Below are 22,819 nucleotides of genomic sequence, written 5' to 3'. Positions count from 1 at the left end.
GCGAGAAGGAGGGAGCGGGCAATTACAGCCCGCTCTGCTCGAGTTCGACATTCAGGCCGAGAGACTTCAGTTCCTTGATAAGAACGTTGAAGCTCTCCGGAATGCCGGCTTCGAAATCGTCCTGTTCGCGAACGATTGCCTCGTAGACCTTGGTACGGCCGGACACGTCATCCGACTTCACCGTCAGCATTTCCTGCAGCGTGTAGGCTGCACCATATGCTTCAAGGGCCCACACTTCCATTTCACCAAAGCGCTGACCACCGAACTGAGCCTTACCACCCAGCGGCTGCTGCGTGACGAGCGAGTAAGGACCGATCGAACGGGCATGGATCTTGTCGTCGACAAGGTGATGCAGCTTCAGCATGTAGATGTAGCCAACCGTCGTCTGACGTTCGAATAGCTCACCTGTACGACCGTCAATCAGCTGCGACTGCCCCGACTTGTTGACACCGGCCTTCTCGAGCATCTCTTCGATGTCGGGAATGGAAGCGCCATCAAACACCGGCGTTGCGATCGGAAGACCCTTGCGAAGGTTGTTCGCAAGCTCGATCAGCTGTTCGTTCGGAAGTGTCGTGATGTCGTCATTATAGACCACATCACCATAGACCTCACGCAGACGGTCGAGCAGGTCCTGCTTGCGCTCGCCATTACGCTGATACTCGTCAACCATATCGCCGATGCTTGCGCCGATATTGGCACAGGCCCAGCCCAGATGGGTTTCGAGGATCTGACCGATGTTCATGCGCGACGGCACACCCAGCGGGTTCAGAACAATATCAACGGCCTGACCATTCTCAAGGAACGGCATGTCCTCGACGGGAACGACGCGGGAGACGACACCCTTGTTACCATGACGACCGGCCATCTTGTCACCCGGCTGAAGCTTGCGCTTCACGGCAACAAAGACCTTGACCATCTTCATCACGCCAGGCGGCAGCTCGTCACCGCGCTGGAGCTTCTCGACCTTGCTGTCAAAGCGCGCATCGATCCGGCGGGTTGCTTCCTTGAACTCACCACGCAGCTTTTCAAGCTCCGCCATGACATCATCAGATGTGACGGCAATGCTAGCCCAGGTCGCGCGATGATGTTCGTCCAGAACTTCTTCCGTGATCGGCGTACCCGAACGGATACCCTTGAAGCCTGCACCAGCCGTCTGGCCAACCAGACGTTCACGGAGACGGTTGTAGAAGCTGCGCTCCTGAATACCGCGCTCGTCATCACGATCCTTGGTGAGGCGCTCAATTTCGGCGCGCTCAATCGCCATGGCGCGCTCGTCCTTGTCCACGCCACGACGGGAGAAGACGCGGACGTCAACGATAGTGCCCGTCGTACCAGGCGGCAGCTTCAGGGACGTGTCACGAACATCGGAAGCTTTTTCACCGAAGATGGCGCGCAGAAGCTTTTCTTCCGGCGTCATCGGGCTCTCACCCTTCGGCGTCACCTTGCCAACAAGAATGTCACCCGGATTCACTTCGGCGCCGACATACACAATACCGGCTTCGTCGAGGTTGCGCAGAGCTTCCTCGCCGACATTCGGAATGTCGCGCGTGATTTCTTCCTGACCAAGCTTCGTATCACGGGCCATGACTTCGAATTCTTCGATATGGATCGAAGTGAAGACGTCATCGCGAGCAATACGCTCGGAGATCAGAATGGAATCTTCGAAGTTGTAACCGTTCCAGGGCATGAACGCGACGAGCACGTTACGACCCAGAGCCAGTTCACCGAGCTCGGTGGACGGACCATCGGCAATGATGTCGCCAGCATGAACCGTGTCCCCAACCTTCACCAGCGGACGCTGGTTGATGCAGGTGGACTGGTTGGAACGCATATACTTGCGCAGACGATAGATATCGACGCCCTGCGTGGCACCTGCTTCATCCGTGGCACGAACCACGATACGGGCACCGTCGATCTGATCAATCACACCGCGACGCTTGGCAACGATGGTTGCACCAGAGTCATGCGCAACCGCGGCTTCCATGCCGGTACCGACCAGCGGGGCGTCAGCCTTCACCAGCGGCACAGCCTGACGCTGCATGTTCGCGCCCATCAGTGCGCGGTTGGCGTCATCGTTCTCAAGGAACGGAATGAGCGCGGCAGCAACAGAGACAAGCTGCTTAGGCGAAACGTCACAGGCCGTAACCTGCTCCGGCGGGACAACGCGGAAATCACCCGAGCGGCGAACAGAAACCAGCTCGTCCGTCAGACGCCCCTGCTCGTCCTGCTTGGCATCTGCTTGGGCGACGACGAGCTTTTCTTCTTCCATGGCGGAAAGATATTTCCAGCCATCCTGAAGAACGCCTTCTTCCACCAGACGATACGGCGTCTCGATAAAGCCGTACTTGTTCACTTTGGCATAGGTCGACAGCGAGTTGATCAGACCGATGTTCGGGCCTTCCGGCGTCTCGATCGGGCAGATACGACCGTAATGCGTCGGGTGAACGTCACGGACTTCGAAGCCTGCGCGCTCACGGGTCAGACCGCCCGGGCCAAGCGCCGAAAGACGACGCTTGTGCGTCACTTCGGAAAGCGGGTTCGTCTGATCCATGAACTGGCTGAGCTGCGAGGAGCCGAAGAACTCACGCACAGCAGCGGCAGCAGGCTTCGCATTGATCAGGTCATGCGGCATGACCGTATCGATGTCGACAGATCCCATACGCTCGCGGATGGCACGCTCCATACGGAGCAGACCAACGCGATACTGGTTTTCCATCAACTCGCCGACGGAGCGGACACGACGGTTACCGAGGTTATCAATATCGTCGATCTGGCCGCGGCCATCTTTTAGTTCGCACATGATCTTGATCGTGCGCAGGATGTCTTCCTTACGCAGAACGCGCAGGGTATCCGGTGCGTCCACATCAAGACGCATGTTCATCTTCACACGACCAACAGCGGAAAGATCATAACGACCCTGATCGAAGAACAGACCACGGAACATGGCTTCCGCCGTTTCCTTGGTCGGCGGCTCGCCGGGACGCATGATGCGATAGATGTCGATCAGAGCTTCATCGCGGCAGCTATTCTTGTCGGCAGCCAGCGTGTTGCGGATCCACGGACCGTGCGAGCCGTCCACGGACAGGAGCGGAAGCTCCGTAATGCCCATTTCTTCAAGCGCAGCCAGACGGTCTTCGGTCAGCTCTTCGCCTGCTTCACCGTAGATCTCGCCCGTATTTTCGTTGACGAGGTCATAAGCAAGGAAACGTCCGAGAATATCGAGACGACCGACCTGCACGACACGGGTCTTCTCCGCAATCTTGCGGACCATACGAGCGGTCAGCTTCGCGTCGGCCTCGGCAACCACTTCGCCCGTATCGGCGTCCACAAGCGGGCTGAGCAGCTTCAGGCCTCGGAATGCGTCGGGATCGAACGGACGGGCCCATTCGCCACCCAGACGGGTGAATGGGACAGTCTGGTAGAAATAGGACAGGATTTCATCCTGATCCATTCCACGGATATCGAGCCCCTCGACGTCACCGCCCTCGACGATCTTCTGTTCACGCTGCGCGAGGTAGTTTGAACCTTCAAGCGCATAAAGAAGCGTCGTGACCGGGAGCTTACGCTTGCGGTCAATACGAACGTAAATAAGGTCTTTGGCATCGAACTCAAAATCGAGCCAGGAACCGCGATACGGAATGACACGAGCAGCAAACAGATATTTGCCCGAAGAATGCGTCTTGCCCTTGTCGTGATCAAAAAACACGCCCGGGCTGCGGTGCATCTGGGAGACGATGACACGCTCGGTGCCGTTGATGATGAAGGTACCGTTATCGGTCATGAGCGGCATGTCGCCCATGTAAACCGGCTGTTCCTTCATGTCGTGAATCGAGCGCGAACCGGTGTCCTCGTCGATATCCCACGTCGTCAGGCGGAGAATGACCTTCAGCGGCGCCGCATAGGTCAGACCACGCTGAATGCACTCTTCAACATCATATTTCGGATCTTCGAATTCGTAGGACATGAAGTCCAGACGGCCGCGACCCGCAAAATCGTTGATCGGAAACACTGAACGGAAGACTTCCTGAAGCCCGGCATCCTGCCGGCTGTCAGGGCTTACGTTCATTTGCAGGAATGCCTCATAAGAGGCGCGCTGCACGTCGATCAAATTGGGCATCGGCGCAATTTCGGGAATACGCCCGAAACTTTTGCGGATCCTTTTGCGTCCCGTGAACGATTTGGTGATCGCGTTCATCTATTCTGCCCTCTGCACCAGACCTTCGAGTCGCCCGTAAACTACGCCGGAGAACTGGCTCCTGCATTGCGGACGACCGGAACGACCGGCCATTATGAAATTTTCAGTACGTGGCGAGCCGCGTACTATACGCCTCTTCTGCTCCAACGGCAAATCGGGCGGGAACCGCATGCGATCCCCGCCCCATCTGTCTGCCAGGCAGTGGCTGCGACGTGAACGACGCAGCCCGAAATCAGTAGATTACTTGACTTCGACCTTGGCACCGGCGTCTTCAAGAGACTTCTTGATCTTGGCAGCTTCGTCCTTGGACGCGCCTTCCTTGACGGTCTTCGGAGCGCCTTCGACCAGGTCCTTGGCTTCCTTCAGACCCAGACCCGTGATCGCACGGACTTCCTTAATCACGTTGATCTTCTTGTCACCGGCGTCAGCCAGGACAACCGTGAATTCGGTCTGCTCTTCAGCAGGAGCGGCAGCAGCGCCACCAGCAGCAGCAGCAACTGCAACCGGAGCAGCAGCGGAAACGCCCCACTTCTCTTCGAGCATCTTGGAAAGTTCTGCAGCTTCCAGAACGGTCAGAGCGGAGAGCTCTTCAACAATCTTTGCCAGATCGGCCATGGTCTTATCCTAAATTGATGTACTGTTGATCAGGTTCAGGCCTACGCCGCGGCGCGGGCCTTCATTCTCAGGCGGCTTCTGCTTCGCCGGCCTTGGCATAGGCGCCAAAGACGCGAGCAAGCTGGCCAGCCGGCGCCTGGACAACGCCTGCGATACGCGTTGCAGGGGTATTGATCATACCCACCAGCTTCGCACGCAGCTCGTCCAGCGACGGCAGCTCGGCGAGGGCCTTGACTCCGTCGACGCCAAGCGTCTGGGAACCCAGGGCGCCACCAAGCACCACCAGTTTGTCATTCGTCTTGGCGAACTCGACGATCACCTTTGCTACTGATGCAGGGTCCTCAGACCACGCAAGCGCGGTCGGTCCCTTGAGCAGCGGCGCGATGCCGTCGAATTGGGTCCCATCCAGAGCACGGCTGGCCAGCCGGTTCTTCGCAACCTTGTATGTCGCTCCTGCCGCACGAATGCGTCGACGCAGTTCCGTCACATCGGCAACCGTCAGACCCTTGTTCTGGGTGACGACAACCATGGACGTGCTGCCAAACACATCGGCGAGGAACTCAACAAAGGCCCGTTTTTCCGTACGGTCCAAAACCTGTCTCCTCGTCAGTCCGACTTGCGCCGGACCAGGTTACCCATGGAACCACCTCTTTCGAAGCAGTTCCGCTCGCCTGTCCACAGAAGTGAGCGAACCCAGCACATCGCAGCAGAGCCACTGAATACTGTCGCCCCGTCTGACGCCCGCGATCCCGAAAGATCCTTAAGGTCCCGAAGGTCCACGTGCGGTCTTGGACAGGTTTGGAAACGACCTGCGAGCAGGTCGCCCCTCAGCCATCACACCCGAAGGCGTGACGTCATTTCGTGGAGGTCTTTCCCAGAAGGAAGACCTCCTGTCAATCAGGCTTCGAAGCTCGAAACGTCAACGCGAACGCCCGGACCCATCGTGGAAGACAGAGCTGCCTTCTTCAGATACGTTCCCTTGGCACCCGTCGGACGAGCCTTCTGAACGGCATCGACCAGAGCGTTGATGTTCTCGACCAGCTTGTCTTCACCGAAGGACGCCTTGCCGACGCCTGCATGGATGATACCGGCCTTCTCGGCGCGATACTCAACCTGACCGGACTTGGCTGCCGTGATGGCACCCTTGACGTCCATGGTCACCGTGCCGAGACGCGGGTTCGGCATCAGACCACGCGGGCCGAGGATCTTACCCAGACGACCAACGAGAGCCATCATGTCCGGCGTCGCGATGCAGCGGTCGAAATTGATTTCGCCAGCCTGGATCTTTTCAGCCAGATCTTCCGCACCGACGACTTCCGCACCAGCGGCCAGGGCTTCTTCAGCCTTGGGGCCACGGGCGAACACGCCAACGCGAAGGGTCTTGCCCGTGCCGTTCGGCAGGGAGATCAGACCACGGACCATCTGGTCAGCATGACGCGGGTCAATGCCGAGGTTCAGCGAGATTTCGATCGTCTCGTCGAACTTCGCCTTGGCGTTGCTCTTTACGAGAGCGACAGCCTCGGTCAGGCCGTACGGCTTGTTACGCTCGACAGTTGCCTGTGCGGCGTTCAGACGCTTGTTCTTGGCCATGATATCAGCCCTCCACCACGTTCAGGCCCATCGACTTGGCGGAACCGGCGAGCATGCGCACGGCGCCATCAAGATCGTTGGCGTTCATGTCCTTGAACTTCTCGGCCGCGATTTCACGGAGCTGAGTCGTCGTCACGGAACCAACCGCAGCGGACTTGCCGACCGTCTGGCTGCCCTTGGAAATCTTGGCAGCCTTCAGCAGGAAATACGTGTTCGGCGGCGTCTTCGTGATGAAGGAGAACGTGCGATCCGCATAGGCGGTGATGACCACCGGGATCGGCATGCCGGGCTCGAGCTGCTGGGTCTTGGCGTTGAACTCCTTGCAGAACTGCATGATGTTCAGGCCGCGCTGACCCAGAGCCGGACCTACCGGCGGAGAAGGATTGGCTTTACCAGCCGGGATCTGAAGCTTGATGTAGCCAACAACTTTTTTGGCCATATCCGGGACTCCCCTGTTTTGTCGTTCCCGAACCGCGGTTCAACGGAGTCGGCCATGCCTTCTCCTCCCGCGTTCGAAGTGAGGCGGACCCCTAGACCAGTTAAGGCCGTCCCGTCAAGTCTTGTGAAGTAACAGCAGACACCTGATTGCCTCGCAGATCATTGTCCAGAGGCGAAGCATGATTGTCGATACCGCTGATCGGCTGCGGAGTCCGCAAATCCTTATACTGCAGCGGACCAAACGGATCGATCTGCTTGATGCCCGGCAGATCGCTGGCACTCCAGCCGCCGCCCAGAGCACGCACCAGACGCACGGAAGACTGGACCTGCGCCGTCTGCACCTCGACTTCCGCCAGACGCGCCTGAAGCGCATCCTGCTGCGCCACGAGCGCATCAAGATAGTTCGACAGGCCGCCTGTATAGAGGGCCATTGTCATGTTCTGCGTCCGCAGTGCGGCCTCCACGGCTTTCTGCTGCTGATCCTGAGCCGTCTTGAACTGCCGGGTCTGCGTCAGACCATCCTCGACGTCCTGAAAGGCGGACAGGACGACAGAACGGTAATTGTCTACCATACCCCGGTACTGCGACCAGGAGCGCTGCAATGCCGCGCGCCTCAGGCCACCCGTAAAGGCCGGTTCGACCGCCTGCACGGCAATTTTCCAGAATGCGTGGGAGATACTGGCCAGATCAAAGCCACCATCCTCGAAGCCACCTTCCGCGCTGAAGGTGATGTGCGGATAGAAGGCCGCACGCGAGACACCGATTGCACGCGCCGACGCCGCCATCTGGCGTTCGGCAATCGCGATATCGGGGCGACGTTCCAGCAGAGATGCAGGCAGTCCGGCGTTGATCTTCACAGCCGCGAAATGCATCTTCACGTCTTTGACGGGCGCAACGTGAAAGCCTGCCGGAGCAGTGTTCAACAGAACTGCGATCGCATGTTCCATGACATTGCGCCGGGCAATCAGATTACTTTTTGCGGCCTGCGCTGAATAAAGCTGCGTCTCGGCACGCGAAACGTCCAGACCTGCGCCGATCGAGCCGGCCTGACGCAGTTCTGTGATCTCAACGGCTGCCCGGAAGTAACGGATGGAGTCATCATAGACCGCGTTCTGGGCATCGAGACCGCGCAGGGCGACATAATCCGATGCTAGTTCGGCTTCCAGACTCAATCGCGCCAGCGCGTATTGTCCGGCTGACGCCTGAGCGAGATTTTTCTGCATTCGCGTCGTGTTGCGAATGGAATTCCAGAAATCCGGCTCCCACGTCGCAGCGCCGCTATACGCCTGATTGGATTCATAGACGAGACTGCTGCTGGTTGCGGGATTGTTATACAGCCTTCCCACAGAGCCCTTGTTGTAGCTCATGTGAGAGCCACCCGTAAGCTGCGGGTACAGACGGCTTTCGGTCTCGCGCGCTACGTCCCGGGCCTGCGTGAAGGCTTCCGCCTGAGCCTGCAAGTCAGGATTAACGGCCAGCATACGCTGTTCGAGCCCATTGAGAATGGGGTCGTTGAACATAGTCCACCAGTCACTCCGGACGACACCATCCGCAGGCTGCGCGTTGACCATCAGCCCCTTCCCTTCCCATCCTTCAGGATAAAGGAATTTCTGGGGGTGGTAGTCCGGAGCCAGATCGCAGGACGCAAGCCCGATCGACAGGACGCCAGCCAGAGCTGTCGTGATCCGCCAGATCGAACGATTACGGCCTGTCACGTTTGTCTGGGTGGGGGATGACTGGGAACTTTCCGGTTTCATCAGCGCGATCCGGCCTCTTCGGGGTTTGCGTCATGCTGGCGGACAGGCTGCTGATCGGCTTCCTGCTGCGCCTTGCCTGGCGTGTTGTATCCCGGTGTGGTCGGGACGATCCTGACTTCGTCCCCTTCCAGCAGATCAGCCGTAGGGTTGGCAACCACGCGGTCGTCTTTTGTAATACCGCTGAGGACCTGGACTGTCGTGCCGAAATTGATGCCCACGGTGACGTTCACCAGATGTGCATGATTGTTGATGACCTTTGCCACCTGCGTCCCCTCGGCCCTGTAGATAATCGAGCCTTCCGGCAGGATCAGGATATTCGGGTTGCCGGGGGCCGAGATATGCGCTGTCGCATAGGAATTCGGCCACAACAGATTATCGTCGTTATCCAGCGTCAGTTCGGTTGTTACAGTGCGGGTTGCAGCATTGAACGCATTGGCGGTCGCGAGGAACGTCGCCCGGAAGCGGCTTCCCGGATACTGCGGTACCGTCAGTTCGGCTTCGATCTTCGGAGAGATAACGCTCGCAAAATCCTGGGGCACTGAGACGAACACACGCATCCGGTGCACGTCCGCCACGGAGAACAGCTCGGATGCGGCACCGTGGGAATTCACGTTGCCACCACCCGCGTTCACATAATCGCCCACATTCACCAGACGGGACGTTACGATCCCGTCAAAGGGTGCGACGATCTTTTTAAAGTCCTCAAGCGCCTGAAAACGGTCCACCTCATGACGTGCGGCCTCAAGCTCGGCCTTCTGGGCGGCGGCATTCGCGGCTTGTACGTCAACTTCCTGACGCGACACCGCCTGTGTGCCCTTCAGAGCCGTCCAGCGCTGGGTCGTGATCACGGCCAGATTATAGCGTGCCAGAATGACGTTGTAATGCGCCTTGGCAGCCTCGAACTGGGCGTCGATGCTCGGTGTGCTGATTTCCGCCAGAACGTCTCCGCGCTTCACATGCGCGCCGTAGTCTTTGTACCACATCTTCACATAGCCCGAGACCTGCGCGTAGATCGGCGCCTCGTACCATGCGGCAAGATTGGCTGGCAGATCGACCTGTCGCGTTTTCGGTCCCGGCTGCGGCGTAATCAGCGTGACCGGCGGAATGGCCGCCTCTTCGGTCGCACCCCTCAAGGAATGGTAATGCGTTCCACGCTGAACGATTCCCCAAGCCGCCAGAGCAATCGCCAGCAGAATCACCACCAGCAGAATGAGCTTGCCGCGCGCGCCTGAACCCGTACGGGCCGGAGGGTTTGTCGGAGGCACGTGCCCCTGATCCGTAGAATGGCTCACGCGCGGTCTCCTTCAGGCCCAGCAGGCCGCTTGTAGTGCATAAGGGCAAAAACACAGGGAACAAAAAGCAGGGTGGCAACGGTCGCGACCAGCAGGCCACCGATCACCGCCTTGCCCAGCGGGGCATTGTCGGAATTGCTGATGGACATTGGGATCATACCGATGATCATGGCCATCGCTGTCATCAGGACAGGCCGGATACGCTCATATCCCGCCTCAAGAGCCGCAAGAACAGCATCGCCGTGCTCCTCCATCCGTTCACGGGCGAACGCCACCACGAGAATGGCATTGGCCGTGGCCGTTCCCATGCACATGATTGCTCCCGTCAATGCCGGAACCGACATCGGGGTGTGCGTCAGGAAGAGGCTCCATGCAATGCCACCCAGAGCGCCGGGAAGCGCCGAGATAATGACGAACGGATCAAGCCAGGACTGAAAATTCACGACAATGATCAGATAGACCAGCACGATCGATAGCCCGAGGCCGCCCACAAGCTGGACATAGGCATCATTCATCGTCACGGCCTGTCCGCGAACCACCAGGGTCGAGCCATGAGGCAGCAGCTTGCGTTCTTCATCCACGACCCGGTTCACAGCCCTTGAAACCGTCCCAAGATCCATGTCTTCCGGCGCAGCGTAGATGTCGAACACCGGCATGATGTTGTAGTGCGCCACCTCCGCTGGCGTACCGGTTTGGACCAGGGCGCTCAACCCTCCCAGCAGCTGCGGCGTCTGGTTGGTCGGGTTGCCATCTCCCTTGTCGATCGGGAGGATTTCCAGATCGTTCATGGTTTGCAGATAGTTCGCGGGGGTCTGCACATCGATGAGCTGCGACGTTCCCTGTGCGTTCAGGTAATAGGTCTGTCCGACCTGCCCGCTACCAGAGAGCGTGACAAGAGCATTCAGCGCGACGTCCCGCTCAGTAATACCCGTCCCGAGCGCAAAGCTGCGGCGGTTGTTTATCAGGATCGTCGGCTGCGTCATGGGCTCCTGAATGGAGACATCCGCTATCCCCGGAATATGCCGCAGTTTCTGGGCGAGTTCCGTAGAGAACTTGAAGTTCTCGCTCAGATTACGGCCCACCACCTGCACGTCGATCGGAGATGGAAGACCGAAATTCAGGATCTTGGCTGTCAGATCGCCCGGCTGGAACGTGAAGATTGTTCCCGGGAAATCGTTCGTCAGACCTTTGCGGAGCTTGCGGCGATATTCCGGGATCGGGCTTTCAGAATTGCGAAGCTGGATGGTGATGTCGCAGTCCTGTGAGCCCACGGTGGGGGACGGGATCATCGCCTGATTGAGCTGACTGAACGGCAGACCACAGTTATTGACGACATTGACCACCTGTCCCGGCAACAGACTCCTGATCCTGCGCTCAACCAGCCCTGCGATCTTACCCGTCTCCTCAAGCCGCGTGCCGATCGGCGCACGCATGTGCATCTGCATCGTTCCGGACTTGATCTCGGGGAAGAAATCCTGACCGATGAAGAGAATCAGCGCCATGGATGACACTGCCGCCAGCAGGAACAGCATGACGAAGCGCCCACGGATCGCAATCAGGTTTTCAAGAACGACCTTGTAATTCTCGCGGAAGCTGGTGAACCGCGCCTCAAATCCCCGCTGGAAACGTCCGAATATGCCGGGCTTCCGATTGTGCCACTCGGGATCACGATGCATCCGCACCTGAGCCGCCAGCATCCAGTTCGCCATTGTCGGCACCAGAGTTCGCGACAGGATAAAGGAGGCGATCATGGCAAAAATGATGGCTTCAGCCATCGGCATGAACAGCCAGCCGGAAATTCCCGTCAGTTCGAACAGCGGCAACCACACGATGCAGATACAGGTCGTCGAGACGAAAGTCGGAATGACGATCTGGTTGGCAGCATCAATGATGGCATCCTCAAGATCCTTGCCGGTCTCGAGATGCGCATCGATGTTTTCGATCATGACCGTCGCGTCATCGACGAGAATACCGACCGCCAACGCCAGACCGCCCAGCGTCATGACATTGATGGACTGTCCCGCCATGCTCAGCCCGATGATCGAACACAGCATTGCCAACGGAATAGACGTCGCCACGATGATGGTTGAGCGCCACGAACCAAGGAACAGCAAAACCGTCAGACTGGTCAGGATCGCGGCCGTGATCATTTCACGCACCACGTCCACGACCGATTCTTTCACGAAGCTCGAAGCATCCGTCAGAACATTTACAGTCGTTCCGGCTGGCAGTGTTGCTTCAACCTGCGGCAGAAGTTTCTTGATGCCGCTCACAACGGAAAGCGTGGAAGCATCGCCGCTTTTGAGGATGACGATCAGGACTGCCTGCTGGCCTTTCACAAGGACCGCGTTGATCTGCGGAGGCCCTCCACGATGCACCCATGCGACGTCACGCAGATAGATCACGGAATTGCCAACCTGCTTGATCGGCATCTTGTTGAAGACTTCAAGATCAAGGGGCGTTGAGTTCGTCTTCACCATCCAGTCGAGCTGACCAATCCTCTGGTCGCCCGCTGGAAGAACGATATTCTGCAGATTAAGCGCCGTCGCCACGTCTTCCGGGGACAAACGGTGTGCCAGCAGCTTGATCGGGTCGATATCCACCATGATGTCCGGAGCGAGACCACCATAGGGATTGGGGATCGCCGCCCCGGGCACGGAAATCAGTTCCGGCCTGATCAGGTTGGAGGCCATGTTGTAGATTTCCGACCCGGACATGGTCGGATTGTTAACCTGCAACGTCAGAACCGGAACCGACGACGCATCCATTGCCAGAATCAGCGGTGGCGTCGAACCGTTCGGCAACTGTTTGATAACAGTCTGGGACACCGACGTGATCTGCGTCTGCGCAACCGCCGTATTGGTTCCCGGCTGGAAGAACACCTTCACGATGCCGCGTCCGTAATAGGACGAGCTCTCGATATGTTCGATATTGCTGACCGTCGCCGTTAGCGAACGCTCGTAATAATAGACGATACGCCCCGACATGTCCTCAGGCATCAGGCCCGTATAGGACCAGATGACAGCCACGATCGGAATTTTGATCGAAGGAAACACGTCTGTCGGCGTCGAAACGATAGCCCGGACCCCGAAGATCAGGATCATGATCGACAGGACGACGAAAGTATAAGGCCGCTTCAGCGCGGTAACGACAATGGCATTCATGCGGTCAGACAACCCCTTGGGGCTCTTCCTGGTCCGGTCATTCTCAACGGGTGTCCCCTTGCAAATTGATCCGAGTCATATCCATCGAGACTCAGACGACAAGGAAAATTCTGTTTAAATATCAAGACACACGGCAAACATTGACACGTTGCGCAACATTTCGTGTCTTTTCAGACTGCTGTCGCGGGCGCGAAATGAATGGTGAAAACCGCTCCAGGCAGCGTATGACCGGGCCTTGCGGACACGATCTCCACCGATGCTCCATGCAGCCGCAGGATTGCCGACACAAGGCTCAGTCCCAGCCCGCTCCCCGGAACATGACGACTTTTATCCGAACGATAAAAGCGCCCCATGACGGCCTTGCGCTCGTCTTCGGCAATACCGATTCCCGTATCGCTGACACGCAGCCAGCTCGATCCGTCTGCTCCCTGCCCCGCACTCAGCCGGACTGTTCCCGGGGCGGGCGTGAATTTGATCGCATTGTCCACAAGATTGGCTAGAACCTCGTTCAACAGGTCCATGTCTCCGAACAGTGGGACCGCTTTATCCGAGTCCACGACCTCCAGCAGAATACCTTCCGTCTCGGCGATCGGTTCATACAGATCCACCACTCCGGCCAGCAGCTCCCGCAGATCGAGCATTGCAAAGCCGGCCCGGCGACGACCGTTCTCGATCTCGCCGATCCGCAGCAGGGCCGTAATGACGGAGAAACACTGCTCCAGATCCAGCGTGGCACGCTCGATCGCGCCCTGAAGCGCTGCAGGATCGTTCGTAACGGATGACACGCGCTCCAGCCGGGCTTTTACCCGTGCCAGCGGCGTGCGCAGATCATGAGCAATGTCGTTCCCCACGTCCCTGATTTCGTCGAGCAGATGCTCCAGCCGATCCAGCATCCGGTTGACCGACACGGCCAGCCGTTCGATGTCATCGCGTTCACGCCCGGTCGGCAGGCGCTCGTGCAGGTCTCCGTCCATAATGCGGTCGATCGCCTCATGCATGTCCTTGACGCGGCCCAGCGCCCGATGGCTCAGAAAAATCCCCGCCATCAGGGCAAACACCACGATTGGCACCACGGACATCAGCGCCGCGCGCTTGGTGATGTAGCGCAGCTCATTGGCCATATGCAGCGAACGCGCCAGAACGAGAATGCGGTCCCGGTTCCCCTGTACGCCTTCCACCTCGACGGCGAGATAGCGCATTTCATAGGGCGTATCGCCAGGAGGCGCGTCCCACAGACGCTGCGTTTTAGGGGAAACTTCCAGCCCGACAGGCCATTTCTTGATGTCACCCGCAATCCGGTTGCGGTTCATGTCAAACAGCGCGGCGCCGTTGAGAATTACGCGCAGATCGGTTTTGCTACGCTCACGAACCTCGTACTCAAGCTGGGCCGGACTTTCCTGAACAAGCTGATCCGCCTCACGCTGAAGCAGGTCCGTCGAGCGTTGCTGTTCGTATCCGTTCATCTGTTCGTAAACGAGGCCGAACTGCAGTGCCATTGCGGCGATGATCGCCACGACAAAGGCCAGCGTCAGGCGGAACGTCGCGGTGCGGAACAAATCAGCCCGGAACAGTTCGGAAAAGCGCAGTTCAGCCCGTGACACGCAGACTGAACCCGGCACCGCGAATGCTGTGAATGAGCGGCGGCTCGCCGGGCAGATCAATCTTGCGACGCAGCTTTCCGATATGCACGTCCACCAGATTCGTCTGCGGAACGAAACGGTAATTCCAGACATCTTCCAGCAGCATCGTCCGCGTCAGCACTGTGTCCGGGCGACGCATCATGTATTCCAGAAGGCGGAATTCCCGTGGAAGCAGTTCGATTTCCTGCCCGTTGCGAAAGATCCGGCGCTCGATCAGATCCATTTCAAGCGGACCAACGCGAAGAACCGTCACACGGCTGTCCGTCGGACGCCTCAGCAGAGCCTCCAGACGGGCAGCAAGCTCTTCCATTGCGAAAGGCTTGGTCAGATAGTCATCCCCCCCTGCCTTGAGGCCGCTAACACGATCATCTACCGCCGAAAGGGCCGAAAGCACCAGAACAGGAATGGTGATCCGCTGCGCCCGCACACTCTCAATCACGGTCAACCCGTCCAGTTCCGGCAACATCCGGTCCACGATCATCAGATCGAACTGTCCGGTACAGGCATGGTCCAGTCCCTCAACACCCGTCGCAGCCCGCGTAACGTCGTAGCCGCGTGTCGTGAGTTCCTCCACAACTTCGGCCGCAATACTGTCATCGTCCTCAATCAGCAGAAGCCGGGGACAGGGTTCGGAAAGGCGCTCAGGCGCCCCGGAGTCATGTGCGGACGTCATGGTCATGATCTTCACATGGGGCAGGCCCCCATGTCATCCAATTAAAATCGGTCTTAAGGGTGGCCCTTCAGGGGGCAGGCGGTTCGTCCAGCGCCTCTTCCATGTCGTCGGTTGTTCCGTCCAACGCCCGCAGACGCCGCCCCAGAACACGCGTACGCCGACGGGCCTCCTCGATTGTGTTGCCCATCGTCCCCGCATTTCGGTGCAGTTTTTCCAGCACCTGATCCATCCGCAGCATTTCCTGCCGCGTCGCCCCCAGAAGCCCGGCAATCGCTTCGGCCCGTTCTTCGAGCGTGAGCGTGACATATCCCAGATGCACGGTCCGCAGCATCGCCGGCAAGAGCGACGGCCCCATCACCATCACGCGATGCAGACGTCCGATCTCGTCAATCACGCCGGGGATCCGGGCAATTTCGGCATAAAGTCCATCCGTCGGCAGATACAGCACGGCAAATTCAACTGTCACAGGCGGAAGAATATATTTCGACGCGATTTTCTTGGCTTCGAACCGGATCACGTTTTCCAGTTCACGCCGCGCCTGACGTTCTGCCAGCGCATCCCCCGCCTCGGAGGCGTTCAACAGCCTTTCATAGGCTTCCGTCGGGAATTTGCTGTCAATCGCCAGTCGTGGTGGCGTTTCCGTGCCACGCACCGGCATTTTGACTGCAAATTCGACGTTCTCGCCTGCCGTTCCAAGACGGAAATTCGTATCGTAACTGCCTTCGGGGAGAATATCGTCCAGAATGGAGCGACACTGCGCCTCGCCCCATCCTCCACGTGTTTTCACATTGGAGAACAGACGCTTCAGATCGCCAATCTGCGCCGTCACACTCGTGACTTCACCCAGTGCTTTCTGCATGGCGCTGAATTGTTCCACCACGCGCTGAAAGCTGGTCTGCATCTGTTTTTCAACGGCACCATGAAGCTGTTCGTTTACTGTCGCCCGGATACGCTCGATCTGCTCGTTCTGACTCTGCGCCATCTCACGCAGCGCATCTGATAGCAGAAGCCGCCCCTCCGCCTGATCCTGCCCCAGATTGCGGGCTAGCAGACTCAGCCGTTCGCTGGTTTCCAGCCGGAACTGGTCCAGCCGCCCCGACAGGACACGCTCGACTTCCGACAGATGGGCCCGATGATATTCGACATCCTGCGAGCGCTCCTGTGCTTCACGCTCGAGAAGATGCTCGAACCGTCCGCTTCCGTTACCGCTCCGCAGGATCGCAAGCAGAGCGACCAGAAGCGCCACTGCCGCCACGATCCAGGGAAGAAACTGCGCCATTCCGGAAATATTCTCCTGCATGGCGCAGTCCTAGCCGTTCAGCGCAGAGCGGCCAATGCCGCGCGTCTTACGGCTGGTGGATATTTCCGTAAGACGCTGCTCCCAGACCGGGGCAGGAACACGGCGCGCCGAGCGGAACCTGTGTCGGCATCTTGCAGGTATAGATCCCGGCTTTGCAGGTGTAGCCATATCCCGCGATGGGCGTTCCCGGCGGAATCGGCCCGGGCGCCGCTGTCCCGACACATGCTCCCAGTCCCAGAAAAGACAGACCTGCCGCAGTACGCAGAACATGACGGAAAACGGAACGAGACATAATGGATGTGTCCTTAAATTCGGCCGGATTGAAAACCGGATCTTAGAAAAGCGAAAACGAATTGCCGCGTCATCGGTTTCCGCGTGATCGAACGGCAGCGTGGCAATCCTGTGGCGACGCTGCCTCAGCGATGTCCGGCTGCCGCCTGCCCCGCTGCAACACCGCTCGCCCAGGCCCACTGGAAATTATGCCCGCCGAGCCAGCCTGTCACGTCCACGGCCTCTCCGATCGCGTAAAGGCCGGGAACTTCCCGGGCTTCCAGCGTCTGGGACGACAGATCTCGTGTGTCGATCCCGCCGCGCATGACTTCAGCCTTGGCATATCCCTCCGTCCCGGCTGGACGGAGCTGCCAGTTCGAAATCCGCTCGGCCAGTACCTTGATCGCACGGTCCGGCTGGTTCGCCAGCATCGTATCGCCCATTCCCACCGCCAAAGCACGCGCTAGCCGTTGGGGCAGAGCTTCCAGCAGGCTCGGCGGGAGCGCTTTCGGACGGTCTTTTTTAACCTTCAGCAGCACGCTCAGCGCATTCTGTCCCGGCAGCAGATCAATCTGCGCCGCATCGCCGCTTTCCAGATAGGACGAAATCTGCAAAATCGCCGGGCCTGACACGCCGCGATGAGTGAAGACCATCCCGTCCTCAAACCGCGGGCCTTTCTTGCCCACTCGCGCCACGATCGGCAGCGAAACGCCAGCAAGCTCTGGATCGGCATCTTCCAGAACCAGCGGCACGAGCGCCGGGGCCGTCGGCACCACGCGCAGTCCGAATTTCCGCGCCAGCCGCAGTGACAAGTCTGACGCCCCGAGCTTGGGAATGGACAGCCCACCCGTCGCAAGGATCACGGCGCCCGTGCGGATCTCGCCGCCATCCGTGACGACAATAAATCCATGCTCGGCCCGGCGGACATCCAGAATCCGCGTCTGCATCCTAAATTCGCACCCAGCGGCCCGACACTCCGAAACCAGCATGTCCACGATCTGCCCGGCCGAGCCATCACAGAAAAGCTGTCCACGCGCTTTCTCGTGCCAGGCAATGCCATAGCGGTTCACGAGTTTCAGAAAATCCTGCGGCGTATAGCGCGCCAGCGCGGAGCGGGCGAAATGACGGTTCTGGGAAATGAAACAGTTCGGGCCGGTTTCGAGATGCGTGAAATTGCACCGCCCGCCGCCCGAGATCAGGATCTTGCGCCCCGGTTCCGGCCCGTGATCGAGAACCAGAACCCTTGCGCCATTCTGCCCTGCAACAGCCGCCGCCATCAGCCCCGCTGCACCGGCTCCGAGCACAATCACATCGGGGTTCATCATAGCGGCTCTCAGAAATCCAGATTGGCGTAATGCGCGGGCGGCGTGATGCCACTGACCTTGTCAGACAGCAGACCCCGGAAACAGGGCCGTGATTTCACGCGGGCATACCAGTCCTTCGCGGCGGGCGCCTTGGACCAGTTTACATCGCCGATGAAATCGAGCGCCGACAGATGCGCCGCAGCCGCGAAATCCGCCAGTGACAGCGCAGGCCCCGCCAGCCAGGACCGCGTTTCCGCCAGCCAACCGATATAATCGAGATGAAAACGCATGTTCGCATAACCGGCCCGAAGCGCATTACCGTCCGGATGGCCACGCCCGAACTGGCGCTTGTCCACCTTCTCGCCCAGAAGGTTCCGGGTGACCTCCTGTGCGAAACGGGTATCGAACCAGTCCACGAGCCGCCGGGTTTCGACACGGTCGGCAAAGGTCCGCCCCAGAAGCGGCGTATCGGGATAGGCGTCTTCCAGATATTCGCAGATGACACGTCCGCCAGGCACGGCCAGACCATTTTCCTCAACCAGCACAGGCACTTCACCTGCGGGGTTGAGATGCAGAAATTCCTCACGCTGCTCCCACACCCGTTCAATGACGGGTTCAAACGGGAGTCGCTTCTCGGTGAGGGCAAGCCTCACGAGACGGCATTGCGGAGAAAGTGGAAGGTGATGCAGGATACGCATTGCCACTTTCTAAGTCAGCCGATACCCGCTCACAAGAGCCTCACCGACTGCCCGACACAGGTCCGACGATTTTCACGATGCCCGATCCCGTTTCCGTACCCTCCTCAACCGCCCCCATGCGCATCCGTGCCCGTGGCCGTTCCTTCCTCGCGCTCGTCCTGTCACCCGAAGCGCCCCTCCCTCTCTGGCTGGACGGTCTGGACTATCAGGTCGCTCGATCTGGCGGACTTTTCACCGGAAAACCGATCATTCTGGATCTGGGCCTTCTTGATGAAAACACGCCGGGTCTTGCGACGCTGCTGGACGATATCCGGGGGCGGGGTGTCCGGATTATCGGTCTTGAAGGAGGAAGCCGTCACTGGCCGGCTGTCGCGCACTGGGACTGGCCGGAAATGCTGGACGGTGGCCGCCCTGCCGGGGAAGTCGAAATTCCGGAAGACCCGTCCACCAGTGCTGCAGGGCCGGTTTCGGGCGGTGGAACGCTCATTATCGATCAGACCGTGCGTTCGGGTCAGAGCATCCAGCATATGCAGGGCGACGTAATTATCCTCGGTTCGGTATCTTCAGGGGCTGAAATCGTGGCTGCGGGCTCCATTCATGTGTATGGAACACTCCGTGGACGCGCGATTGCGGGTGTAGGCGGACAGTCCCAGAGTCGTATTTTCGCCAGCCGCATGCAGGCTGAACTGTTGGCTCTTGATGGCTATTATGCTGTCACGGAAGACATCGACCCTGCACTTCTGGGACAGCCCGCACAGGCCGCTCTGGATGAAGACCGGGTCCGCGTTCTGCCACTCCCTGCGTGATCCGGGCAATAACGTGACAGGGGCTGCCATGAAAGCACCCCTATTCGCAGGTTGCCGCAGGGCATAAAACATTCATAGAATAAGAAATCGGCCCGCGTTGACCTGTTACGGGCAGGCGCAGACCGGAGAGACGTTTTTCTGGAGTATTCATGTCCAAGGTTCTGGTTGTCACTTCCGGCAAGGGTGGCGTCGGCAAGACGACATCGACCGCCGCGCTCGGTGCCGCTCTCGCTCAGAGCGGACAGAATGTGGTGGTGGTTGATTTCGATGTCGGGCTTCGGAACCTCGACCTGGTCATGGGCGCCGAGCGCCGGGTGGTTTTCGATCTTATCAATGTCGTGCAGGGCGATGCCCGCCTGTCGCAGGCGCTGATCCGCGACAAGCGCTGCGAAACCCTGTCGATCCTTCCGGCCTCCCAGACCCGGGACAAGGACGCTCTGACCTCCGAGGGTGTCGCCCGCGTGATGGACGAGCTTCGCGAGAAGTTCGACTGGGTGATCTGCGACAGCCCGGCTGGCATCGAGCGTGGCGCGCAGTTGGCCATGTATCATGCCGATATGGCCGTGATCGTAACCAATCCTGAAGTCAGCTCGGTGCGTGACTCTGACCGGATCATCGGCCTGCTCGACAGCAAGACCAAGAAGGCCGAACAGGGTGAGAAGGTCGAGAAGCACCTGCTCCTGACCCGCTACGATCCGGCCCGTGCGGCACGCAAGGAAATGCTGAGCGTCGAAGACGTGCTCGAAATCCTTTCCATCCCGCTTCTGGGCATCGTGCCGGAAAGCGAGGATGTGCTGAAATCATCCAACGTCGGCGCGCCGGTCACTCTGGCTGCGCCCACGAGCCTTCCTGCCCGCGCCTATTTCGAAGCTGCCCGCCGCCTGAGCGGTGAAAAGCTCGAAGTCTCGGTTCCAGTCGAAAAGCGCGGTTTCTTTGACTGGCTTTTCAAGAGGGACGCATGAATTCATGAGTTTTCTCGCAAACATCTTCGCCCGGCGTCAGCAGTCCAGCAGCGTCGCCAAGGATCGGCTTCAGATCCTGCTCGCCCATGAACGCAGCTCTGGCGGGGAGAGCGGCGAGTCCGATCTGATCCGCCAGCTTCACAAGGAAATCATGGAAGTCATCGCGCGCCATGTTGCCGTCGATCAGGACAAGGTCCAGATCAAGGTTGATCGTGGCAGCGGCTGTTCCATGCTCGAAATCGACGTCGAAGTTCCGCAGGAACTCAGCGGCAAGCGGGCTTCGTAACTCTGCACCAACTGCGGCCCGAAACGCCGCGTCTGAAAGAACGGAATAACACGGATGAGCGGCTTTCTCGGAAACCTCATGAATCAGGCTGTAGGCGCGATCGGTGGCCAGCTTGGCGACAAGTTCGGCGGCAGCATTGGCGAATTTCTCAAGGGCGATGGCCTCAACATGCTTCTCAGCCAAGCCCAGAGCGCTGGCCTGACGGACAAGATCCATTCATGGATCGGCAATGGCGAGAACCTGCCCATCACCACTGACGAGCTGCGCAGCCTTCTGACGGACCAACAGATCCAGACGATCGTAGCCAAGACGGGCCTGCCCGCCGGGACGATCCTGCCTGCGCTGGCACAGCTTCTCCCAGCTGCCGTGGACAAGCACACCCCGGAAGGTCAGGCACCATCAACGACGGCCTGACACCCGGTTTAGGCGTACCAGGCCTTCAGACGCCCCGGTGGAACCTATCCACCGGGGCGTTTTGCGTATTTGGGTTCAGGCTTTCTGGCCGCTTGGCACCGCATCATAGGACTGAGGCTGTTCGATCGGGAAGCGGATCAGCAGATAGGGCGTGACCCGGCGATCCTTACCCTCATTGAAAGACGCCAGACGGTTCCACTGCCCGAACGTGCAATAAACATAGTCCGCAGTTGCAAAAATCCCGTCGGGTGACAGGGCGCGTGGGTCGCGGAGCATCATTTTGAAAGAGCCATCCTGATCGCGCCTCAGGATGCAGTCATGCTCATAATTCGTCGTGTAAAGCCGGTCATGGTCGTCCAGAGCCAGTCCGTCCGCCACCCCTTTTTCGCCTTCGTCGTGGATTGCAGGCGACAAGACCGTGTCGTCAGACGTCGGATCTGCCAGAAGATCCACTGGCAGGCTGTAGAGACGGCGGCTGGTCAAGGGAGCGAAATAGAGAGTTTTTTCGTCTTTGGTCAGGGCGATACCGTCCACGCCTCCCGAGACTAGTTGGGGATGTCCGGGGATATAGCGACGGGGCTCTCCCTCGACGATAGCCAAAAAGCCTTCCTCCGGGAGAATGGCGGGATGTTTGGTCAGGAGCCGCCGAGCCTGCTGGGTGGCGACATCGACAACCACGAGAGCGGGGCTTGTTCCGAAAGACGAATCCGTTACGAAAACCGTCCCCTGAGCGCCATGTGACAACGACACCCGTAGATCATTCATATGACTATCGGGCATCAGGGCGGGCGCTTTGAGGATAATCTTGTGAGCGACCTGGTTTGTCGTCGGGTCGATACATACGATCTTCGCGGCTCCGGGCTGAAGAGGGTGCCCGGCACGCTTGCCGTCATCAATCACCCAGAGGCGTCCCTGACGATCCGTCGTCATGCCGTGGACAGAGACAAGGCACTCTGCCGGAACATTTGCCGGAAGACTCATCTTCGCACTGGGATAAGGCACGACCTTTCCGTCCAGCAGTTCGCCGAGCGTGGCGCCCTTGTGATCCACTGCGTGGCGCGGAAAGCCTACAAAGGTTCGGCCATCCGGCAGCACTACGATCCCCGACGGACCGGGGCCGTTGAACTCGGCGACAACGTCAAGGGCGCCGTATGGGCCAGTTCCATTGTCTTCGTTTCCAGCAGCCCGCGCCTGACCGGTCGGCAGAGCTGCCGAGACAGCCAGAGATGTCGGACCTACCGACGCTGCCTGCAGGAAATGACGTCGCTTCATGCGCTCTCTCCAAAATTCATTTTCAAAACAAATCGTTTCCATAACGCCCGATCCGTGTAAGGAACGCCACAGACCTTGAAAAATGTGCTCATAATTTTCCCGGAACCGGAAAATTATATTGACCTTCCGCAAATACGAACCAA

The 22,819-nt window shown here is 59.0% G+C and carries 19 protein-coding genes; 4 read left to right on the top strand and 15 right to left on the bottom strand.

Annotated elements, in window-relative coordinates; genetic code table 11:
* Nucleotides 1–22: 22 nt before the first annotated feature.
* From rpoB to ABDK74_RS12300, 14 genes are all read right to left on the bottom strand, one after another.
* A complete protein-coding gene (rpoB, locus tag ABDK74_RS12365) occupies nucleotides 23–4,195 on the bottom strand; it encodes a DNA-directed RNA polymerase subunit beta (protein WP_346004025.1) in 4,173 nt (1,390 codons plus the stop codon).
* 240 nt (nucleotides 4,196–4,435) lie between these two features.
* A complete protein-coding gene (gene rplL / locus ABDK74_RS12360) occupies nucleotides 4,436–4,810 on the bottom strand; it encodes a 50S ribosomal protein L7/L12 (protein WP_194254962.1) in 375 nt (124 codons plus the stop codon).
* 67 nt (nucleotides 4,811–4,877) lie between these two features.
* Complete coding sequence (gene rplJ / locus ABDK74_RS12355) at nucleotides 4,878–5,402, bottom strand: 50S ribosomal protein L10 (RefSeq protein WP_062029280.1); 525 nt, start codon at nucleotides 5,400–5,402, stop codon at nucleotides 4,878–4,880.
* A gap of 305 nt (nucleotides 5,403–5,707) precedes the next feature.
* A complete protein-coding gene (gene rplA / locus ABDK74_RS12350) occupies nucleotides 5,708–6,400 on the bottom strand; it encodes a 50S ribosomal protein L1 (protein WP_211558504.1) in 693 nt (230 codons plus the stop codon).
* A gap of 4 nt (nucleotides 6,401–6,404) precedes the next feature.
* The gene (rplK, locus tag ABDK74_RS12345) at nucleotides 6,405–6,839 is read right to left on the bottom strand and encodes a 50S ribosomal protein L11 (RefSeq protein ID WP_346004024.1); all 435 of its coding nucleotides are present in this window, start codon (nucleotides 6,837–6,839) and stop codon (nucleotides 6,405–6,407) included.
* Nucleotides 6,840–6,939: 100 nt separating this feature from the next.
* Nucleotides 6,940–8,595, bottom strand: coding sequence for an efflux transporter outer membrane subunit (locus ABDK74_RS12340; protein WP_346004023.1), 1,656 nt, complete (start codon nucleotides 8,593–8,595; stop codon nucleotides 6,940–6,942).
* Complete coding sequence (locus tag ABDK74_RS12335; protein ID WP_346004230.1) at nucleotides 8,595–9,806, bottom strand: efflux RND transporter periplasmic adaptor subunit; 1,212 nt, start codon at nucleotides 9,804–9,806, stop codon at nucleotides 8,595–8,597. Before ABDK74_RS12335 ends, ABDK74_RS12340 begins: the two co-directional genes overlap by 1 nt.
* Before the next feature lie 77 nt (nucleotides 9,807–9,883).
* Nucleotides 9,884–13,051: an efflux RND transporter permease subunit gene (locus ABDK74_RS12330; RefSeq protein ID WP_346004229.1), complete on the bottom strand. Its 3,168-nt coding sequence runs from the start codon at nucleotides 13,049–13,051 to the stop codon at nucleotides 9,884–9,886.
* A 170-nt stretch (nucleotides 13,052–13,221) separates the two neighbouring features.
* Nucleotides 13,222–14,622 (bottom strand): HAMP domain-containing sensor histidine kinase, encoded by a 1,401-nt coding sequence (locus ABDK74_RS12325; protein WP_346004228.1) that lies wholly within the window; start codon nucleotides 14,620–14,622, stop codon nucleotides 13,222–13,224.
* Nucleotides 14,623–14,638: 16 nt separating this feature from the next.
* Entirely contained in the window at nucleotides 14,639–15,370 is a 732-nt protein-coding gene (locus tag ABDK74_RS12320; protein ID WP_346004022.1) for a response regulator transcription factor, read from the bottom strand.
* 61 nt (nucleotides 15,371–15,431) lie between these two features.
* Nucleotides 15,432–16,664, bottom strand: coding sequence for a DNA recombination protein RmuC (locus ABDK74_RS12315; RefSeq protein ID WP_346004021.1), 1,233 nt, complete (start codon nucleotides 16,662–16,664; stop codon nucleotides 15,432–15,434).
* A 46-nt stretch (nucleotides 16,665–16,710) separates the two neighbouring features.
* A complete protein-coding gene (locus ABDK74_RS12310; protein WP_062027258.1) occupies nucleotides 16,711–16,956 on the bottom strand; it encodes a hypothetical protein in 246 nt (81 codons plus the stop codon).
* A gap of 124 nt (nucleotides 16,957–17,080) precedes the next feature.
* The gene (locus tag ABDK74_RS12305; protein WP_346004227.1) at nucleotides 17,081–18,256 is read right to left on the bottom strand and encodes an aminoacetone oxidase family FAD-binding enzyme; all 1,176 of its coding nucleotides are present in this window, start codon (nucleotides 18,254–18,256) and stop codon (nucleotides 17,081–17,083) included.
* Nucleotides 18,257–18,267: 11 nt separating this feature from the next.
* Complete coding sequence (locus ABDK74_RS12300) at nucleotides 18,268–18,936, bottom strand: glutathione S-transferase family protein (protein ID WP_099286929.1); 669 nt, start codon at nucleotides 18,934–18,936, stop codon at nucleotides 18,268–18,270.
* A gap of 77 nt (nucleotides 18,937–19,013) precedes the next feature.
* Between ABDK74_RS12300 and minC the strand changes: the two genes are divergently transcribed.
* The 4 genes from minC (at nucleotide 19,014) to ABDK74_RS12280 (ending at nucleotide 21,404) form a co-directional block, all read left to right on the top strand.
* Nucleotides 19,014–19,742, top strand: coding sequence for a septum site-determining protein MinC (minC, locus tag ABDK74_RS12295; RefSeq protein WP_346004020.1), 729 nt, complete (start codon nucleotides 19,014–19,016; stop codon nucleotides 19,740–19,742).
* Between the two features lie 149 nt (nucleotides 19,743–19,891).
* Nucleotides 19,892–20,704 carry a septum site-determining protein MinD gene (gene minD, locus ABDK74_RS12290; RefSeq protein WP_346004019.1) on the top strand — a complete coding sequence of 271 codons (813 nt, stop codon included), beginning with the start codon at nucleotides 19,892–19,894 and terminating at the stop codon, nucleotides 20,702–20,704.
* A 4-nt stretch (nucleotides 20,705–20,708) separates the two neighbouring features.
* Complete coding sequence (minE, locus tag ABDK74_RS12285; protein WP_194254977.1) at nucleotides 20,709–20,990, top strand: cell division topological specificity factor MinE; 282 nt, start codon at nucleotides 20,709–20,711, stop codon at nucleotides 20,988–20,990.
* 54 nt (nucleotides 20,991–21,044) lie between these two features.
* Nucleotides 21,045–21,404 carry a YidB family protein gene (locus ABDK74_RS12280; protein WP_062027250.1) on the top strand — a complete coding sequence of 120 codons (360 nt, stop codon included), beginning with the start codon at nucleotides 21,045–21,047 and terminating at the stop codon, nucleotides 21,402–21,404.
* A 75-nt stretch (nucleotides 21,405–21,479) separates the two neighbouring features.
* Here the strand turns inward: ABDK74_RS12280 and ABDK74_RS12275 are convergent, their stop codons facing one another.
* Nucleotides 21,480–22,676, bottom strand: a complete 1,197-nt coding sequence (locus ABDK74_RS12275) for an L-dopachrome tautomerase-related protein (RefSeq protein WP_346004018.1) — start codon at nucleotides 22,674–22,676, stop codon at nucleotides 21,480–21,482.
* Nucleotides 22,677–22,819: the final 143 nt, after the last annotated feature.

The sequence above is a fragment of the Gluconobacter sp. OJB genome (assembly GCF_039638275.1).
Classification (GTDB): domain Bacteria; phylum Pseudomonadota; class Alphaproteobacteria; order Acetobacterales; family Acetobacteraceae; genus Gluconobacter; species Gluconobacter cerevisiae.
The sequence above is the reverse complement of the archived record's forward strand: the minus strand, read 5'-3'. Positions and strand labels throughout refer to the sequence as shown.

Excerpts from the sequence above, each read along its gene's own strand:
- rpoB (WP_346004025.1), bottom strand. The coding sequence starts at position 4,195 with ATGAACGCGATCACCAAATCGTTCACGGGACGCAAAAGGATCCGCAAA.
- rplL (WP_194254962.1), bottom strand. The coding sequence starts at position 4,810 with ATGGCCGATCTGGCAAAGATTGTTGAAGAGCTCTCCGCTCTGACCGTT.
- rplA (WP_211558504.1), bottom strand. The coding sequence starts at position 6,400 with ATGGCCAAGAACAAGCGTCTGAACGCCGCACAGGCAACTGTCGAGCGT.
- rplK (WP_346004024.1), bottom strand. The coding sequence starts at position 6,839 with ATGGCCAAAAAAGTTGTTGGCTACATCAAGCTTCAGATCCCGGCTGGT.
- ABDK74_RS12340 (WP_346004023.1), bottom strand. The coding sequence starts at position 8,595 with ATGAAACCGGAAAGTTCCCAGTCATCCCCCACCCAGACAAACGTGACA.
- ABDK74_RS12330 (WP_346004229.1), bottom strand. The coding sequence starts at position 13,051 with ATGAATGCCATTGTCGTTACCGCGCTGAAGCGGCCTTATACTTTCGTC.
- ABDK74_RS12320 (WP_346004022.1), bottom strand. The coding sequence starts at position 15,370 with ATGACCATGACGTCCGCACATGACTCCGGGGCGCCTGAGCGCCTTTCC.
- ABDK74_RS12315 (WP_346004021.1), bottom strand. The coding sequence starts at position 16,664 with ATGCAGGAGAATATTTCCGGAATGGCGCAGTTTCTTCCCTGGATCGTG.
- ABDK74_RS12310 (WP_062027258.1), bottom strand. The coding sequence starts at position 16,956 with ATGTCTCGTTCCGTTTTCCGTCATGTTCTGCGTACTGCGGCAGGTCTG.
- ABDK74_RS12305 (WP_346004227.1), bottom strand. The coding sequence starts at position 18,256 with ATGAACCCCGATGTGATTGTGCTCGGAGCCGGTGCAGCGGGGCTGATG.
- ABDK74_RS12300 (WP_099286929.1), bottom strand. The coding sequence starts at position 18,936 with ATGCGTATCCTGCATCACCTTCCACTTTCTCCGCAATGCCGTCTCGTG.
- minC (WP_346004020.1), top strand. The coding sequence starts at position 19,014 with ATGCCCGATCCCGTTTCCGTACCCTCCTCAACCGCCCCCATGCGCATC.
- minD (WP_346004019.1), top strand. The coding sequence starts at position 19,892 with ATGTCCAAGGTTCTGGTTGTCACTTCCGGCAAGGGTGGCGTCGGCAAG.
- minE (WP_194254977.1), top strand. The coding sequence starts at position 20,709 with ATGAGTTTTCTCGCAAACATCTTCGCCCGGCGTCAGCAGTCCAGCAGC.
- ABDK74_RS12280 (WP_062027250.1), top strand. The coding sequence starts at position 21,045 with ATGAGCGGCTTTCTCGGAAACCTCATGAATCAGGCTGTAGGCGCGATC.
- ABDK74_RS12275 (WP_346004018.1), bottom strand. The coding sequence starts at position 22,676 with ATGAAGCGACGTCATTTCCTGCAGGCAGCGTCGGTAGGTCCGACATCT.